We start from the raw sequence: 14,817 nt of genomic DNA, 5'->3' as shown, positions 1-14,817 counted from the left end.
AAACCCTCTTATTGTTCTGTCAGGGGACGCACGCGCACGCCCTGTTCGAGCTGTGCCAACTGCGCTGAATCGCCGATACCGAAACCGATCTGGGTAACCGCCATCGCGGCAATCGCCGTGGCGGTACGCAAGGTCTGCTCAGGCGTATCGGCGCTGAGCAAACCGTGGAGCATGCCCGCCAGTAACGAGTCACCCGCGCCAACCGTACTGGCGACGCTTACCTTGGGCGGTGTTGCGTGCAACGCCGAGCCGACGCTGAACCAGTTCACGCCCTCGGCGCCGTGGGAAATCACCACATGCTCGATGCCTTGGGCGTGCAAGCGGCTCGCCGCTTCAGCCTGGGCCAGGACCGAAACCACCTCGCAACCCAGCACCTCGGCCAGCTCTTGTGTGTTGGGCTTAATCAACCATGGAGCGGCTTTGAGCGCTGCCTTCAAGGCCTCGCCACTGGTGTCGAGGGCGACCTTCAAACCGAGGCTTTTCAAGCGCAGGATCAACGCCTGCAACCACTGCGGACTGACGCCTTGCGGCAGGCTGCCGGCGACGACGGCAGCGTCATGCGCCGGGGCAATCCGGTCGAGCCGATCAAGCAATGCCTGCTGCGCCGCCGCACTGACCAGTGGCCCCGGACCGTTGAGGTCGGTGATGCGGCCATCGCTTTCCGCCAGTTTGATATTGCTGCGTGTCTCGCCGGGCACGCGGATAAACGCGTCGGTGAACCCGCGTTTGGCGAACAGCGTTTCGAACGCTTGCAGGTTGTCTTCACCGAGGAAACCGCTGACCGTCACTTGATGCCCGAGGTCCGCCAGCACTTGCGCCACGTTTACCCCTTTACCGGCGGCGTGGGTGTGCATGGCGTCGCTGCGGTTGACCTGACCGGGTTCCAGGTGTGGCAACTGCACGGTGAGGTCCAGCGCGGGGTTGAGGGTCAGGGTTAATATCTTGGCCATTACAGGGCCTCCACTAATGCGCGCACTTCATTGGCGCTACCCACGGCGAGTGCCTCTTGGGCGAGGGTTTGGGTCTGGGTCAGGTTGAGTTCGCGAATCCGCGCCTTGACCTCGGCGATGCTGCGTGCGCCCACGCTCAGCTCATCCACGCCGAGACCGACCAGCACCGGCACCGCCAGTGGATCGGCCGCCAGCTCACCGCACACGCCAACCCATTTGCCATGAGCATGGGCCGCACGCACGGTGATGTCGATCAGTTGCAGCACCGCCGGGTGCAAGCCATCGGCCTGGGCCGAAAGCGTCGGATGACCACGATCGATGGCCAGGGTGTATTGCGTCAGATCGTTGGTGCCAACGCTAAAGAAATCGACTTCTTTGGCCAACACCGGCGCCAGCAATGCCGCCGATGGCACTTCGATCATGATCCCCAGTTGCAGGTCCGCGACCGGTATTTCCAGGCGCAGGCGTTCGGTCATGTCCCGAGCCTGGCGCCATTCATCGACACTGCCGACCATGGGAAACATGATGCGCAGCGGACGGTTGTCGGCGGCCCGCAGCAAGGCGCGCAACTGCGCTTCCATGATCTGCGGCCGTTGCAAGGTCAGGCGAATGCCGCGCACCCCGAGGAACGGGTTTTCTTCCTTGGCGATCGGCCAATAGGGCAGCGGTTTATCGCCACCGACGTCGAGGGTACGCACCACCAGCGGCCGCCCGGCCAGACCATCGAGCACGCGGCGATATTCGGCTTCCTGAGTCGCCTCGTCCGGTGCTTGCGGGTGGGCCATGAAAATCAATTCGGTACGCAGCAGACCGATGCCTTCCGCACCGTTCTCTACCGCGCTGGTAACGCCGGCGCTTTCACCGATGTTGGCAAACACTTCGACCGCGTGACCGTCAGTGGTCAGTGCCGGTTGATGGCGTTGTTCGGCGGCCGCTTTCAACCGTTGCTCGCGGGTATCGCGTTCTTCAATAGCGCGCTGCAAGGTCGTCGCGTCGGCGTCCACGTGCAACCGACCACGCTGACCATCGAGTAACAATGGCGTACCCGGCGCCAGCAGCAACACCGCCGCACCGGCGCCGACCAATGCCGGGATGCCGAGGGCTCGGGCAACAATCGCGCTGTGGGCGGTGGCACCACCCCGGGCGGTAAGAATGCCGGCGACACGGGCCGGATCAAGACGGGCCACGTCGGACGGTCCGACTTCGTCCATCACCAGAATGTATGGTTGCTCGGGTTCGCCAGGCGTTTCGATTCCGCACAGTTGCGCCAGCACGCGACGCCCGATATCACGCAAATCAGCGGCGCGCTCGGCGAGCAGCGCGTCCTGCAGCGACTCCTGTTGTCGGGCTGCCGCTTCGATCACCGACATCCACGCCGCTTCGGCGCTTTCGCCCTGCTTGAGGCGGGTGTCGACTTCATCGGTCAACTCCGGGTCGTCGAGCATTTCCTGGTGGGTCACGAAAATCTCGCGAATCGCCTTGGCCTTACTGCGCTCGATCAAGCCGCCAATGTCACGCCGCACATCCGCCAGCGCCTGCTTGAGACGTTCACGCTCGATGGCAGCGGACTCACCGCGCAGCGGGTAATCGATGACTTGCAGCACTTGAATATGTGCCGGGCCGATAGCAATTCCGGGCGCGGCGGCAATGGCCTGTACAAGGCTGCCGGACGCCGGAGCGAGCAGCACTTGGGCTATCTCGACAACTTCTTCACGGGGTTGGCTCACCGCTGGCAGCGGCTCGATCTCCTCGCCGAGGCCCTCTTCTATGGCTGCCAACAACGCGGGCAACGCATCGGCGGCAATGCTCGGCTCGGAGATGATTTCCAGCACCTGACCGCGACGGGCACCGAGGCTGAGCAACTTGCTCAAGCTTTTCACCGACACCGCGCTGTCCTGACTATCTACGATGCGGATACGAATCTCGCCTTCAAAGCTTTTCGCCAGTTGCGCGAGGATCTTCGCCGGACGCGCATGCAAACCGTGGGCGTTGGCCAGCGCGATGCGGGCGCTCGGCCAATCCACCGGCAGTTCACCGCCAAGTACTTCAAGCACTGCGCGGCAACTGGTGGCGCGGCCCAGTTCATGGCCGCGACCTTCGATCAGCAGTGCGCAAAGGCGTTCGAGCAAGGCTTGGTGGGCCTCGCCAAGGCTGGCCAGACAGAACAGCCCGCTCAGCGGCTGACCGAGGTAACGCAGCGGCTTGTCGGGGGTGACGAACGCCAGTCCCGGACGTTTTACCGTTTGTTCACTGTGCAACCACCACAGGCCATCGCCCAGCGGCAACGCTTCGACCTGCTGCAACACCGCGGAAAAACCATTGCTGACGCAGTCGGCCTGGCGCAACAGACGCGCCCCACGCCAAACCAGCTCTTCGAAATCTTCGGCGGCAACGCCCAAGCCGATCATCTGCGCATCCAGCGCCAGCTCTTGCGGCGCGCCTTGCAGCAGTTTAAGCAGGGCTTGGGCGGAACTGGCGCGACGCAGGGCCTGGCCCAGATCGGTTTCGCCGAGGGCACGGGTCAGCAATTGCAGCAGGCGCAGGTGTTCATCGGATTTGGCGGCGATACCGATCGCCAGGTAGACGATCTGTCCGTCGCCCCAATCCACGCCTTCGGGGAACTGCATCAGGCGCACGCCGGTGGTGAACACCTGATCGCGTGTCTCCGGCGTTCCGTGGGGAATGGCAATACCTTGACCGAGAAAGGTCGAGCCCTGGGCTTCGCGCGCCTGCAAACCGGCGAGGTAACCCTCGGCGACAAGCTTATCGGCAACCAGATGCCGGGCCAGCAACTGCAACGCTGCGGACTTATCCACAGCCGATTGGCCCATGGATATCTGCTCTACAGTGAGCTCGAGCATACTTTCTCCTTTTTGGCGCCTGTTGGCGCCAGGTATTGTTTTGAATGATTCAGCTTAGGCACCTGTCTCATGACAGTGTTTGGCGGTATCGCGGCAGAACCGACCAAAGGTACGAATAACGTAGAAAATACGCCTGCTGAAACGTTTAATCTAGAGTGATTGGCACGTTACTCGATAATCTCTCACTCTTGAAGTCCAATTGTCGGATGCGTCGCGACAATGGTCGACTGCCTGAATCGGGTAGGATTAGCGACAATGTCGGGCATGCTTAAAAAAACAAGGAATTAACGGGTTGAAACTCAGTGATATCGCCCAGTTGGCCGGTGTGTCCGTTACCACCGCCAGCTATGTCATCAATGGCAAGGCCGAACAGCAACGCATCAGCAGCGCTACCGTCGAGCGCGTGCGCGCGGTGGTCGATCAACACGGCTTCACGCCCAATCCCCAGGCCGCCGGGCTGCGCAGTCGCCACACCCGCACCCTGGGTTTCATTCTGCCGGATCTGGAAAACCCCAGTTACGCGCGAATCGCCAAACTGCTGGAACAAGGCGCACGGGCTCGCGGCTATCAGTTGTTGATCGCCAGTTCCGACGATGCGCCGGACAGCGAACGGCAGTTGCTGAAACTGTTCCGCGCCAGGCGTTGTGACGCGCTGATCGTCGCCAGTTGTCTGCCGACCGGCGACGACAGCTATCGCCAGTTGCAGGCCAAAGGCATTCCTGTCATTGCCATCGACAGGGTTATGGAGCCGGAACATTTCTGCTCGGTAATCAGCGACGACCGCGAAGCCAGCCTGCAACTGACCCGCAGCCTGCTCGACCCGCTGCCCAAACAGATCGCCTTGATCGGCGCCCGCCCGGAACTGAGCATCAGCCAGGAACGGGCCGCCGGTTTCAAAGAGGCGTTGTCCGGGTACAAGGGTGAGGTGCTGATTGAACACGGCGAATCGTTCAGTCGGGAATGCGGCAAACAGTTGATGGAAGAATTACTCCAGCGTGTAGGGCATCTGCCCGAAGCGTTGGTAACTACGTCCTACGTGCTACTCCAGGGCGTGTTCGATGCCTTGCATGATTTCCCGCTAAAAACCCGACCATTGCGCCTCGGCACGTTCGGCGACACGCAGTTGCTGGACTTCCTGCCGCTGCCGGTCAATGCAATGGCCCAGCAGCACCAACTGATTGCCGATAGAGCGCTGGCACTGGCTCTGGCGGCCATTGAGCAGTCCGACTACCAACCCGGCGTGCAGGCCATCGCGCGCACCTTCAAGCAGCGTATCCGCCAGGACTGAATCGTGGAGCTGATCGACACCCACACCCATCTGGATTTCCCGGACTTCGACGCCGATCGTCAGGCACTGATGGCCGAAAGCCGCACCCTCGGCGTGCGGCGAATGGTGGTGCTGGGGGTTTATCAGGGCAATTGGCAGCGGGTCTGGGATCTGGTGCAAAGCGATCCCGACCTGCATGCCGCACTCGGTTTGCACCCGGTGTACCTGGACGATCATCGCCCTGCACATCTGACGGAACTCGGTGAATGGCTGGCGCGCCTGGCCGGTCATCGACAACTGTGCGCGGTGGGCGAAATCGGCCTGGACTACTTCATCGAAACCCTCGACCGTGACCGCCAACAAGCGTTGTTCGATGCACAACTGCAACTGGCAGCTGATTTCAATTTACCGTCGCTGATCCATGTGCGGCGCAGCCATGCGGCGGTGATCGCCACGCTTAAACGCTTTCGCCTGAAGCGTGCCGGCATCATCCACGCCTTCGCCGGCAGCCACGAAGAAGCCCGGGAATATATCAAGCTCGGTTTCAAATTGGGCCTGGGCGGCGCCGCAACCTGGCCTCAGGCACTGCGCATGCATCGCGTGCTGGCCGAGTTGCCACTGGAATCGGTGGTACTGGAAACCGACTCGCCGGACATGGCGCCCGCCATGTTTGCCGGTCAACGCAACAGTCCAGCGCACTTGCCGGCAATCTGCGAAGCGCTGGCCGGGATCATGGCGGTCAGCCCCGAACGACTGGCTGATGCTAGCACTACTAACGCTTGTGAATTGTTCAACTGGTCATTCGCGGATATCTGCATACAAGTGCCACAGAACAAAGTTTGAAGTACCACTTCGTTTACCTAGGGATAAGGCGCCTAGTAATGTACAACTGTAGATGCCGAAACTTTTGGATCTGGCAACCTACTTATGTCAAACGTGAACGTAGCAGAAATTCTCGCACTTTTATTCGCATTCACCATCCCGCCAACGTAATATGGGTGCCTTATGCCATCTGAACGCAGATTATCCGGCGAGTCGTTGTCCCAAGATTGAAGTGCGCTAATTTTAAAGTTCAAGTTCGACTTATTCCCCATACCACCATACTTATTCTGAATGCTATATCCGGTAGTTTTACAAATAAACAGCCCCCCTCAAGAGTCCAGTGGTATTCATAGTGTACATAACCAAAAATAACACTTTGCCAGAACATCTCCAGTGTCCCTTTCTTTATCGCTTTGCCTTCTGACATCTCCTTAAACTGCTCATCTGATAGCGAATTGACAATAGATACATCTTCCAAGGATTCAGAACTCGACAAATTCTCTTCTGTAGTTTTCATCTCTGACTCCAGTTTTATTTCATGATTACCTCTCAAGTTATTAAAGCTCGGCTGCTCATCCTTTTAAACCTATAAAAAATGACAGTCCTGACGAACGGTTCACTAAGGACTATTGAGAAGGGGCATTGGAACCTGCCGGGGTGGAACGAAGATCCACCGCAGTTCAAAATCTGGTTGTCAGTCGGCGTAAGACTTGGCGGCCTCAAGAATCAGCGTCATGTGCTGACGCTGCCGGGCAAATCGCAGGGCGATGAAGTAGACGAAAATCGCCACCAGCGAAACATTCAACTGCTCAACGACACTGAGCAATGCCATCCACTCCAACACCAGCGCCACCATTAACGCGGTGCACACCATGACCAACAGACTCGCCTTCAACATGGCCAACGAGTCGAGGGACTTGAAGCGTTTGATCTGTTTCGGGTCGTTCAGCTGCAAGCTTTTCTGGCAGTGGGAGCAGGTGAAAGGCTCATTGATGGCAATGGCATTGAGCTGCCAGGGTTTGAGTAACAGCGTGCACTGGCAATGGGCGCAGTGCCCCTGGATTCCAAGCGTTGCAACAGACATAACCGGGACTCTTCCATGTGGTTAGTAACGTGGATCTTCCTTCATTGAAGACTAAAAACCAAAACCTGGGGAAAAACAATAGGATGCCCACCAAGATTGGGGAAAAATACTACAGGAAATTCAGCGATATCTTCTGTGGGAAATAGATCAAATGTGGGAGCGGCGTCGCACCGCCGCTCCCACATTTGATCCACGTCGCGGCGTTAAACCCGAAACGCACTGATCAACTGTTTCAACTCCACCACCTGTGCCGACAACGCCCGACTGGCATTCTCAGTCTGATGCGCACCTTCGGCGGTGCGCTCACCGGCGCGGTTGATCTCGACGATGTTCTGGTCGATGTCGTGGGCCACGGCAGTCTGCTGCTCCACGGCCGCAGCAATCTGCTGGTTCTGATCGACAATCGAGCCCACCGCGCCGAGGATATTTTCCAGTGCCAGTTGGACCTTTTCCGACTGCCCTACTGTGCCGCTCGCCATCTCGTGGCTGACGCCCATCGCCTTCACCGCGGCGCCGACACCACCGTGGAGCTTGGCGATCATCTGCTCGATTTCCTCGGTCGACTGCTGGGTACGCTTTGCCAGGGTTCGGACCTCATCCGCCACCACCGCAAAACCACGCCCCTGCTCCCCGGCCCGCGCCGCTTCGATCGCGGCGTTCAGCGCCAACAGGTTGGTCTGTTCCGCAATACTCTTGATCACTTCCAGCACGCGGCTGATGGACTGGCTGTCACTGGCCAGTTGATTGATCACCAGCACCGATTGATCGATCTCGCTGGCCAGCGCGGCGATGCTGCCTTGCTGGGATTGCACCAGCCCGCGACCGCTGATGGTTTCGTCGTTGACACTGTGGGCACTGCTGACCGCTGCGGCGGCACTGCGCGCGACTTCCAGGGACGTTGCAGACATCTGGTTCATTGCCGTGGCGACTTGCTCGATCTGCGTACGTTGCCCAGCCACGGCCTGGTTGCTTTGCGCGGAGACGCTCTCCACTTGCCCGGCCTGGCGCTCGACCTCGCTGACGGTCTGCCCAACACGTTCGATCAGATCATGGATTTTTTCACGGTGCCGTTGAACACCTCGCCCAACTCGCCCAACTCATCGCGGCTGTTGGCGCTGAAGGTCACCGTCATGTCGCCGGCCGCCACTTTGTCCATCACCCCGCCAAGGCGTTTAAGCGTAGTGCGGGTCGAGGCGTAGAAACCGCCGTAGAGGTAAAAAATCAATACAAACACTACCGACAACGCCACCGCCTGCAAGATCATGTGGGTGCGGTTCTGCTCCAGGCGCTGCTGCAACTGATTGCCGAGAAACGTCAGGGTGGCCTCGTTGAGTTGGTAGGTCTGATCCATAAGGCCCGTGACCTGATCGTAAAAGCCTTGCCACGGCGCATCCAGCGTGTCGGCCATCACCACTTGCTCTTCAAACAGCTCACTGGCCTTTTTCAGCGACGCCTTGCTGCTATCGGCCTGGGCGGCCAGGGTTTCCCGCGCGGCTTTGCTGGAAGCCAACGCGTCCTGCAACTTCAGACCATATTCGGCCTGGAGCTTTTCGATCTGCGCCAACAGCTCATCGAAACGGGTGCTCGACGATGAATTGAGAAAACCCTGTCCCAACGAGTAAGAGCCCATCGCCCGGCCGTCGCCCAAGAGCTGGGTAACCGCTGGTGTAACGCTGGTGATGAGTTCACTGAGCTGACGCATGTCGCTCTGATTATCGCGGCTCAAACCGGCCTGACTGGCAATGATCTGACTGAAAATCTGCGCGCTGCCCACCAATTTGCCGATCAAGGCACTTTTGCTTTGCAGGGATTTTTCCGTTTGTTGAGCCTTGAACGCGGCGATCATTTCATCGCGTTTGCCATCGAACACCACGATCTGTTCCGGATCGGTGGTCATCGCCGTCAGCCCTTGCAGGTGCGCCAGCACACTTTGCTCCAGGGTGCTGATTTGCGACTCGGCATTGCCGGCCTTGCCGGACTGACCGAGGACGACATTGATCTGCACCAGGTTATTCAAAGTCTCCAGGTCGCGTCGCAGCTTCAGGCTGCTGCCCAACAGGTCGAGGCTTTGCAGTTCGACCCGAGTAGCCTGAAATTCGCGATAGGAATCACGTACCAGGTAGAAGTTGGTCACCAGCATCGGTACCAGAAACAGCACGCTGATCAGGCTGAACTTCATGCCAAAGCTCAAGCGGTTCATCAGCGCGACGGCGGGATAGAGCAAGCTCTTCACTGGAAGTCTCCCTTTGATTCTTATTTTTATTGGCAGGCGCAGCTCGACAGCAGATAGCCACCATTGGGCGCTATCCCTGTATATCTCAAATCAGGGGAGGGTTTTGTAACTTAAGGTTAACGACAAAAGAATGTCCGAAGGCTCGGGTCGCGTTCGGACGTTCTTTTGATCGTGATCTACGTATCAGGGCAACACAGTCCACAACGCAAACCCTGCATACCAGAGCACTGCCGCCCGCAGCAGCAACTCCCAGATCCGGTCGAGGTTGTTGATGCCCTCTGGACCGACCAACGGTGCCGGGATTTCGGCAGCCACAAGTCCCGCCTTCTCGATCAATTGGGCGGCGCTGATGTTCCAGTTCAGCAGCTCGTGCAACATCACCCGGCTGACCGCGACAAAGTTGCCGACCAAGGCAAAACTCGCCGCCAGCAAGCGCACCGGTATCCAATCGAACGCATGGCGCAATTGCCCGGCACGCTCGACCAGCGCCGGGTTTTGCCCGTGCTCCTCAGCCAGGGCCAGCAGTCGGTAGCTCAGGGCGGCGACTGGACCCAACAGAAAGTACCAGAAAATCACCGCGAAAAAGCTCTGATAAGCCTCCCACAACAAATGCCCTTCGACCCGTTCCAGCAATTGCTCGCCGCTGTCGGCACAGATATCGAGGTCACGCTTGGCTACATGCGCCGCCGCTTGCAAATCTTCCCGGCGCCAGGCATCGCGAAACGGACCGAGACCACCCAGCAGATCGCCCCGTCCCAGGCTGTAAATCACCACCAGCAGGTGCGCCGGCAACGCCAACAGACCGTAGGCCACCGGATTCAGCACCAGTAAAAGCAAACCCAACAGCGCGACCGGCAACAACACCAGCACGACCAAAACCAGCCATGGACTTTTCGCCAGTCGCGCACCGGATTCAAGTTTGTGCAACTCGCGCACCCAACCGCCATCTCGCTGAATCTGGTGGCGCAGGGCCGAGAACTTCTCGATCCATACCGCCAACAGCAACACCAGAAAACTCATTGTTGTTCCTCTTTTTCCAGAGCGGATTTCGCCAGGGCTGCACGGTAGCGTGCCCAGTCAAAGGCCGGCCCCGGATCGGTCTTGCGCCCGGGCGCGATGTCGCTATGCCCGCAGATGCGCTGGGGAGTGATGGCCGTGAACGCGCTTTGCAGCTGCCGGGTCAGGGCGATCAACGCGTCGTACTGAGCATCGGTGAACGGCAGATCATCCGTGCCCTCCAGCTCGATGCCCACGGAAAAATCGTTACAGGTTTCCCGTCCCTCGAAACTTGAAACCCCAGCGTGCCAGGCGCGCTCGAGACAAGAGACAAACTGGGTGACGGCACCATCACGTTCGATCAGAAAATGCGCAGACACCCGCAGCTCGGCAATCCCCTTAAAGTAAGGGTGCTCCGTGACATCCAGACAATTCTGGAAAAACTCCTGCACCTTGCCGGTGGCGAATTGCGCCGGCGGCAGGCTGATGTTGTGGATCACCAGCAGGGAAATTTCGCCCGTGGGGCGCGCATTGAAGTTGGGCGAGGGGCACAAACGCACGTCCTGACACCAACCGCTCGCGGAGTCCAACTGCATACCGATTCCTTCAACGACGACTGTGTTGGTGCTCAGTATGCCGCGATAGCCCCTCTGGACGCGATCACTTGCCGCGATTGAGGCGTCGCAGATTGCCGATCACCGACTGACTTCGAACATCAGCGGGGTTTCCCGGGTGCCCGGCCCCTGGCGGAAATCGACCAAATACAGGCCCTGAGCGACCGGAAGAACGCGGATGCCTTGGGTTGCCTCGCGCCATGGCCCTATAATCGGGCCACTTTGTTTGTGGAGCTCGTTATGCCGAATCTACGTCTCGCCGATTTGACCGCCGAAATCGAAGCCAACGTGCGCCGTGCGTTGCTCGAAGATGTCGGCAGCGGCGATATCACCGCGCAATTGATCCCGGCCGAACGCTTGGCCAAAGCCACCATCATTACCCGCGACGCCGCCGTCATCAGCGGTACTGCCTGGGTGGATACCGTGTTTCGGCAACTGGACCCGCGGGTTGCGGTGCACTGGCAGGTTGCCGATGGCGAGCGGGTCAAACCCAATCAAGTGCTATTCCACCTCGAAGGCCCGGCTCGATCGCTGCTGACCGGTGAACGTAGCGCGCTCAATTTCCTGCAAATGTTGTCCGGCGTAGCCACTCGCGCGCAGTACCTGGCGGACTTCGTGGCCCAGACTCAGGTCAAGCTGCTCGACACCCGCAAGACCTTGCCGGGGCTGCGCCTGGCGCAAAAGTACGCCGTGACCTGTGGCGGTTGCCACAACCACCGCATCGGCCTGTATGACGCCTTCCTGATCAAGGAAAACCATATCGCCGCTTGCGGAGGTATCGCACAGGCCATCGCTGCCGCACACAAAATCGCACCGGGCAAACCGGTGGAGATCGAAGTGGAAAGCCTGGTCGAGCTCAAAGAAGCCCTGGCAGCCGGCGCCGACATCATTATGCTTGATGAACTGAGTCTGGAAGACATGCGCGAAGCCGTGCGCCTGAATGGCGGCAAGGCAAAACTGGAAGCTAGCGGCGGGATCAACGAAAGCACTTTGCTGCCGATCGCCGCAACCGGCGTGGATTACATCTCGATTGGTGCAATGACCAAAGATGTGAAGGCTGTAGATTTGTCGATGCGTCTCAGTCTCTGATAAAGCCAAGCAAGCGTGTAGGAGCGAGGCTTGCCCGCGATTGCGATCTCGAGGACGCAATCGCTGGCAAGCCATGCTCCTACAAAAGCGCTCCAGCCTGCGCTTTTGTCATACCACCAGGTTATTCATCTCGCAGTACTCTTCCCATTCGACGCCCAACACCTCTGCCGCTTCCTTGTGCAGCTTCAGGCGCTCGGTTTCGTACTCTTCCGGGCTCGAGGTGTACTTGAGCGTAAGCTCCCACGGCTGCAAGCCCTGGGCTTCGGCTTCATCCTCGAACGCCCACTGGATCTGGTCTTTCTGATCATCGGCTGGCAAGTCCTTGATCTCTTCCAGCAATTCGTGCGCGTCCAGCGCGTACTTCTTGAGTGCTTCTTCGTGTCTGGCTTCTTGGGTCAATTTTACGGTCATGGCGTTCTCTTTGATCTGGGGAATGGAAGATGGATCTGGATCATCAAGGATCTCTCTGACGCAAAAAAACCGATTGAAGCCCGGCTTTTCTGGCCTTCAGAACCATTCGGGATCATCTGAAAACAACGGGTCGCTTGTGCCCGAGACAGGAATCGAACCTGCGACCTTCGCGTTACGAGTGCGCTGCTCTACCAACTGAGCTACACGGGCAGTGGGCTAAACCTAGCACTGACTATGGGGTCAGGCAACTTCATGACTCGTCTCTTTTTTTTGCAGGCAAAAAAATACCCCGCAGCTTTAACTGCGGGGCATTTCTATAACGTTGAAGCGGTCAGGCTTGAGGGCTGATTAAACGCCCGAAGCCTTGGCTGCTGCTACGTCTTTGATGGACAGCTTGATACGGCCGCGATTGTCCACGTCCAGTACCAGTACTTCCACTTCCTGACCTTCTTTCAGAATGTCAGTCACTTTCTCAACGCGAGCGTCGCTCAACATGGAGATGTGAACCAGACCATCCTTACCAGGCAGGATGTTGACGAATGCGCCGAAGTCGACGATGCGCTCAACCTTACCGACGTAGATCTTGCCGATCTCGGCCTCGGCGGTGATACCCAGAACGCGCTGACGTGCAGCTTCAGCCGCTTCCTTGGTTTCGCCGAAGATCTTGATCGAACCGTCGTCTTCGATGTCGATCGAAGCCTTGGTCTCTTCACAGATCGCACGAATGGTCGCGCCGCCTTTACCGATGACATCACGGATTTTGTCGGTGTCGATTTTCATCGCGATCATGGTCGGTGCGTTTGCCGACAGCTCGGTACGCGACTGGCCAATGATCTGGTTCATCTGGCCAAGGATGTTCAGGCGCGCTTCCAGGGCTTGGCCCAGGGCGATTTCCATGATCTCTTCGGTGATGCCCTTGATCTTGATGTCCATCTGCAGCGCGGTCACACCTTTGGCGGTACCGGCTACTTTGAAGTCCATGTCGCCCAGGTGGTCTTCGTCGCCCAGGATGTCGGTCAGAACGGCGAACTTCTCGCCTTCCTTAACCAGGCCCATGGCGATACCGGCAACCGGCGCCTTCATCGGCACACCAGCGTCCATCAGCGCCAGGGAAGCACCGCAGACAGAAGCCATGGAGCTGGAACCGTTGGACTCGGTGATTTCCGATACAACCCGAATGGTGTACGGGAACACGTCAGCGGCTGGCAGCATGGCCTGAACCGAACGACGGGCCAGACGGCCGTGACCGATTTCGCGACGACCTGCGCCACCCATGCGACCACACTCGCCCACCGAGAACGGCGGAAAGTTGTAGTGCAGCATGAACGGGTCTTTTTTCTCGCCTTCCAGAGTGTCCAGCAGCTGTGCGTCACGGGCGGTGCCCAGAGTCGCGACTACCAGAGCCTGAGTTTCACCACGGGTGAACAGCGCCGAACCGTGAGTCTTCGGCAGAACGCCGACTTCGATGTTCAGCGGACGAACGGTACGAGTATCGCGACCGTCGATACGCGGCTTGCCGTTTACGATGTTTTCGCGAACGGTGCGGTATTCGATTTCACCGAAAGCAGCTTTAACTTCGCTGGAGGAAGGTTGACCTTCTTCGCCGGACAGCTTGGCAACGACCTGATCCTTCAGCTCACCCAGGCGAGCATAACGGTCGGCCTTGATGGTGATGGTGTAGGCCTGGGAGATCGCTTCGCCGAATTCGGCACGGATAGCGCCCAGCAATGCGGTGGCTTCTGGCGCGGCAGCCCAGGTCCAGGTTGGCTTGGCAGCTTCTGCGGCCAGTTCTTTGACGGCCTGGATAACAACCTGGAATTCGTCGTGGGCGAACAGTACGGCGCCCAGCATCTGGTCTTCAGTCAGCTCTTTGGCTTCCGATTCAACCATCAGAACGGCTTCCGAAGTACCGGCAACGACCATGTCCAGGCTCGAAGCAGCCAGTTGCTCGTAAGTCGGGTTCAGCAGGTAACCGGTGCTTTCGTGGAAAGCAACGCGGGCAGCGCCGATCGGACCATCGAAAGGAATGCCCGAGATGGCCAGAGCAGCCGAGGTACCGATCATCGCAGCGATGTCCGGATCGGTCTTCTTGCTGGTGGAAACGACTGTGCAGACAACCTGCACTTCGTTCATGAAGCCTTCTGGGAACAGCGGACGGATCGGACGGTCGATCAGTCGGGAAGTCAGGGTTTCTTTCTCGGAAGGACGGCCTTCACGCTTGAAGAAACCGCCAGGGATCTTACCGGCAGCGTAAGTCTTTTCCTGGTAGTGAACAGACAGAGGGAAGAAGCCCTTGCCTGGATCGGCTTGTTTGGCACCGACTACGGTCACCAATACGCTGACGTCGTCGTCAACGGTGACCAATACTGCGCCGGAGGCCTGACGGGCGATACGGCCAGTCTCGAGGGTAACGGTCGACTGACCGAACTGGAATTTTTTGATTACCGGGTTCACGGTGTCCTACCTTCTTTTGTGGCTCTTTGGGAAACG

The 14,817-nt window shown here is 58.7% G+C and carries 11 protein-coding genes, 1 tRNA gene and 1 pseudogene; 3 read left to right on the top strand and 10 right to left on the bottom strand.

Annotated elements, in window-relative coordinates:
* Positions 1–8 precede the first annotated feature (8 nt).
* Entirely contained in the window at positions 9–950 is a 942-nt protein-coding gene (gene pfkB / locus CES87_RS13990) for a 1-phosphofructokinase (protein WP_128606565.1), read from the bottom strand.
* A complete protein-coding gene (gene ptsP, locus CES87_RS13985) occupies positions 950–3,811 on the bottom strand; it encodes a phosphoenolpyruvate--protein phosphotransferase (RefSeq protein ID WP_128606564.1) in 2,862 nt (953 codons plus the stop codon). The genes pfkB and ptsP overlap by 1 nt, the downstream gene beginning before the upstream one ends.
* A 292-nt stretch (positions 3,812–4,103) precedes the next feature.
* On the opposite strand from ptsP, the gene cra reads away from it, so the two are divergent.
* Both cra and CES87_RS13975 read left to right on the top strand, forming a co-directional pair.
* Positions 4,104–5,099 carry a catabolite repressor/activator gene (gene cra / locus CES87_RS13980; protein WP_128606563.1) on the top strand — a complete coding sequence of 332 codons (996 nt, stop codon included), beginning with the start codon at positions 4,104–4,106 and terminating at the stop codon, positions 5,097–5,099.
* Between the two features lie 3 nt (positions 5,100–5,102).
* Entirely contained in the window at positions 5,103–5,921 is an 819-nt protein-coding gene (locus CES87_RS13975) for a TatD family hydrolase (RefSeq protein WP_128606562.1), read from the top strand.
* A gap of 229 nt (positions 5,922–6,150) precedes the next feature.
* Here the strand turns inward: CES87_RS13975 and CES87_RS13970 are convergent, their stop codons facing one another.
* The 5 genes and pseudogenes from CES87_RS13970 to ampD form a co-directional block, all read right to left on the bottom strand.
* A complete protein-coding gene (locus CES87_RS13970; RefSeq protein WP_128606561.1) occupies positions 6,151–6,417 on the bottom strand; it encodes a hypothetical protein in 267 nt (88 codons plus the stop codon).
* A 177-nt stretch (positions 6,418–6,594) separates the two neighbouring features.
* Entirely contained in the window at positions 6,595–6,984 is a 390-nt protein-coding gene (locus CES87_RS13965) for a hypothetical protein (RefSeq protein ID WP_128606560.1), read from the bottom strand.
* Positions 6,985–7,187: 203 nt separating this feature from the next.
* Positions 7,188–9,217: pseudogene (locus CES87_RS13960) on the bottom strand (methyl-accepting chemotaxis protein).
* A gap of 183 nt (positions 9,218–9,400) precedes the next feature.
* Positions 9,401–10,237: a regulatory signaling modulator protein AmpE gene (ampE, locus tag CES87_RS13955; RefSeq protein WP_128606559.1), complete on the bottom strand. Its 837-nt coding sequence runs from the start codon at positions 10,235–10,237 to the stop codon at positions 9,401–9,403.
* Positions 10,234–10,809 carry a 1,6-anhydro-N-acetylmuramyl-L-alanine amidase AmpD gene (ampD, locus tag CES87_RS13950; RefSeq protein WP_128606558.1) on the bottom strand — a complete coding sequence of 192 codons (576 nt, stop codon included), beginning with the start codon at positions 10,807–10,809 and terminating at the stop codon, positions 10,234–10,236. The genes ampE and ampD overlap by 4 nt, the downstream gene beginning before the upstream one ends.
* A gap of 258 nt (positions 10,810–11,067) precedes the next feature.
* On the opposite strand from ampD, the gene nadC reads away from it, so the two are divergent.
* Positions 11,068–11,916 carry a carboxylating nicotinate-nucleotide diphosphorylase gene (nadC, locus tag CES87_RS13945; protein ID WP_128606557.1) on the top strand — a complete coding sequence of 283 codons (849 nt, stop codon included), beginning with the start codon at positions 11,068–11,070 and terminating at the stop codon, positions 11,914–11,916.
* A 108-nt stretch (positions 11,917–12,024) separates the two neighbouring features.
* Here nadC and CES87_RS13940 read toward each other — a convergent pair whose 3' ends face one another.
* From CES87_RS13940 to pnp, 3 genes are all read right to left on the bottom strand, one after another.
* Positions 12,025–12,327: a DUF6388 family protein gene (locus CES87_RS13940; protein ID WP_128606556.1), complete on the bottom strand. Its 303-nt coding sequence runs from the start codon at positions 12,325–12,327 to the stop codon at positions 12,025–12,027.
* Between the two features lie 137 nt (positions 12,328–12,464).
* Positions 12,465–12,537: transfer RNA gene (locus CES87_RS13935), tRNA-Thr, on the bottom strand.
* Between the two features lie 138 nt (positions 12,538–12,675).
* The gene (gene pnp, locus CES87_RS13930) at positions 12,676–14,781 is read right to left on the bottom strand and encodes a polyribonucleotide nucleotidyltransferase (RefSeq protein WP_128606555.1); all 2,106 of its coding nucleotides are present in this window, start codon (positions 14,779–14,781) and stop codon (positions 12,676–12,678) included.
* Between the last annotated feature and the right edge of the window lie 36 nt (positions 14,782–14,817).

Origin of the sequence: Pseudomonas sp. ERMR1:02 (assembly GCF_002277815.1) — a bacterium.
In the GTDB taxonomy this organism is placed as follows: domain Bacteria; phylum Pseudomonadota; class Gammaproteobacteria; order Pseudomonadales; family Pseudomonadaceae; genus Aquipseudomonas.
The sequence above is the reverse complement of the archived record's forward strand: the minus strand, read 5'-3'. Positions and strand labels throughout refer to the sequence as shown.